Origin of the sequence: Rhodococcus sp. EPR-134 (genome assembly GCF_001647205.1) — a bacterium.
Classification (GTDB): Bacteria; Actinomycetota; Actinomycetes; order Mycobacteriales; family Mycobacteriaceae; genus Rhodococcus_F; species Rhodococcus_F qingshengii.
Genome location: NZ_LVCT01000690.1, coordinates 1 through 2,772 on the forward strand (window position 1 = coordinate 1; position 2,772 = coordinate 2,772).

The 2,772-nt window shown below is 59.2% G+C and carries 2 protein-coding genes and 1 pseudogene; 1 reads left to right on the forward strand and 2 read right to left on the reverse strand.

The window, feature by feature from the left end:
• Positions 1-99 precede the first annotated feature (99 nt).
• Positions 100-543: pseudogene (locus tag A2J01_RS30340) on the reverse strand (GDP-mannose 4,6-dehydratase); the annotation flags it as partial.
• Positions 544-626: 83 nt separating this feature from the next.
• Positions 627-1,919 (reverse strand): glycosyltransferase family 4 protein, encoded by a 1,293-nt coding sequence (locus tag A2J01_RS30345; RefSeq protein WP_007728855.1) that lies wholly within the window; start codon positions 1,917-1,919, stop codon positions 627-629.
• 408 nt (positions 1,920-2,327) lie between these two features.
• On the opposite strand from A2J01_RS30345, the gene A2J01_RS30350 reads away from it, so the two are divergent.
• Positions 2,328-2,693: a hypothetical protein gene (locus A2J01_RS30350; RefSeq protein WP_064114218.1), complete on the forward strand. Its 366-nt coding sequence runs from the start codon at positions 2,328-2,330 to the stop codon at positions 2,691-2,693.
• Positions 2,694-2,772: the final 79 nt, after the last annotated feature.

Consider the following 2,772-nt stretch of genomic DNA (forward strand, 5'->3'; position numbering starts at 1 on the left):
CCATGGGATCAAGTGTTTCGGTCATCGTCGATCCTTCCCGCCAAGCTCAGCTCGGCGTGTTGAATCAAGGACCGGATCCACCGTTATTCAGACAGTCCCGAACGGGGTGTCCTCGTTCTGTGGAGGCGGACTGGCTCCGAACATTTCTGAACTCGAAGCTTGGTAGAAGCGGCACTGCAATCCCGTCATGCGGACTGCTTCGAGCAAACGAATAGACCCGATTCCGGTTGTGTTGCCTGTGTGTTCGGGCTCGTCGAAGCTGACCCGCACGTGCGACTGCGCAGCGAGGTTGTATACCTCGTCTGGTGCGATCTTCGACAGGAGCGTGACGAGTCGTGCGCCGTCGGACAGGTCACCGTAGTGCAAGAACAGCCGTGCGCCCAGTTCGTGAGGGTCCTGATAGAGGTGATCGATGCGTGACGTGTTGAAAGTTGATGCGCGTCTGATCAATCCGTGAACTTCGTAACCTTTGGCCAACAACAGTTCTGCCAGGTAGGAACCGTCCTGTCCGGTGATCCCTGTGATGAGTGTGCGTTTGGTCATCGAGCGTCAGCTGCCTTGTCTATGTTCGTCGTCTTCAGATCCGAGTCGAGATGTGTGAGGTTTTGTTCCGAGCGGCTCGCGTACTAACTGCGGCCGGCCACCAGCTCGCGGATCCACTTTTCGCATTTGTCGATGGACGCGGTTTTGCCAACCGAGGTGGCGCAGTAATGGACCCCGGCGGCACCAAGTCTGGCGGAAGTCTCCGCGTCGCCCGCGAGTTGTAGGGCTGCAGAGAGCAGGCCTGCGGGATCACCGTTCTGAGTGACGACCCCAGCACCGGAGGCACGGATCTCGTCGGCAGTCGTAGATGCCACATCGGTTGCGGCGACAATCGGGGTACCGCTGCTGAAATACGACGTCAGCTTGCTCGGCACTGCCATCCCGACGATCCCGGGTGCCTCGTTGACCAGTAAAACGTCGGCGGCGGCCATGGCAGTGCGGAAATCCTGGTCGTCGAGTGGGCGGACGAAGTCGATTCGATCGACTCCGACTGCCGCGGCTTCGAGGTTCGGTCGCTGATTGCCGTCACCGACCAGAACGAATCGGATTGGCAGACTCTGCTCGTCGGCGAGTCGAGCGGCCTCGACGACATTTTCCAGACCTTGTTTCAGGCCCATGTTTCCGGTGTGCAGAACAATGGTTTCGTCAGGCGACCAACCGAATTTGGTGCGTGCGGCGGTGAGATCGTCCACATCGATCGGCGTCACGTGCGTCCAGTTCCGAACCACTGTGACTCGTTCGCGTGGGACGTGAAGTTCGTTGACGACATGGTCGACGAAACGGTCATGGACGACGGCGATTCCGTCGGCGGACTTCACGACAGCCGCCTCGAGCCTGGACGTTGCGCGGGCACTGCGGCCTGTCATCGCACCGGTCTCCACGACGCCTTGACCGTACAAGTCGTGTACCCAGACCCCGATGGCCGGACGTTTGGGTGTCAGCCGAGCACGTCCGAGGACCATCGCAGTGGCCAGCAATGCCGGACTGGTGCACACGATTACGTCAGGTGTGTTCCATCCGGAACTGGCGGCACGTGCGCCGAAACTCAGCTCCATCTTGATTCGTCCCAAGGCATTCGGTGGGCTGGGCACGAAGTGGCGGCGTCGGTGAACGTGAACGCCGTTCACGACCTCGTCGATCGACCGTCCCTGGTAGGAAGCGTCGATTTCCCACGCCGGATAGTGCGGGTACCCGGTGACGACGTGCACCTTGTGCCCGCGCTCGCCGAGGGACTCGGCAAGGTCCGTCATGTACGGGGCTATCCCCGTGGTTTCCGGCGCGTAGTTGATGCCGAGAATCGTGATGTTCAGCGATTCGACGGGACCACGATTGGATAACTCGAAAGTCGCGGAGACGTCACCAGGTTTGTCGTGCATCTGGTCGATCTGGGTGCTGATGACGAACCTCCAGTTGGTAAACTGCGCTTCAAACAGTCAAATGGTTTGGTTTACGCTATTTAAGCCCTATTTCCACGGTTTATCAACTGGTCTCATGTCGTGCTTCGATCGCCGGGAGCGATGTTGCTGCATCAGATGGAGGCGAGCCTGTGCGCGCGTAGTGTTAACCAGCAGGTTGCAACAGGGTGATGGGTGGACTGGCCTCGTTGGGCAATTTCGAATGTGGCGGAGCGCACTGGCGGAAGGCGGAGATTTCGATCCGGCCGCGGGTTCCCTCGGAGGTTCTGCAAACTCGCTGAAACCGGCGCACGGTTGTTTTGCCGCGAACGAAGGGAAATTGGTCGGTGAGGATTGAATTTCGGGCACACGTGATCGTGGAGGGATGAAGTGAAGGTCGATCCGCTGGCAAGCACGTACTGCTGTCACGCGCAGGAGTCCTTCGGCCCAGTTGATAGAGCTGGTGTCGTAGCCGTTGTCAACGAGTGGATCTCGGAGACTTTCGAAGCGGGTATCGGGGTCTTCCCCCTGATTTTCGAGATGCGTACCGCTGGTGAGGGTTCGCCTACTGCCTCGTTACACGGACTGGGTGCCGTCGAAGGAATGCGCGTGGCCGACGTGTCTTCGGCGATAGGCGTCGAGGTATTCGACCGGACATTGTTCAAGTATTTCAATGCGCGACGATTCAGTGACCCTCGCGAGATCACTGTCGTCGTTGCACGCAACATGATCGGCCCCCTCTCTGTCAGGATTTAGTGAGACACTCGGAGGCAACCGAGATCACTCACTGAGGGCATGAAACGAGCACCACCGATGAGCAGCCCGAACCCCGAAA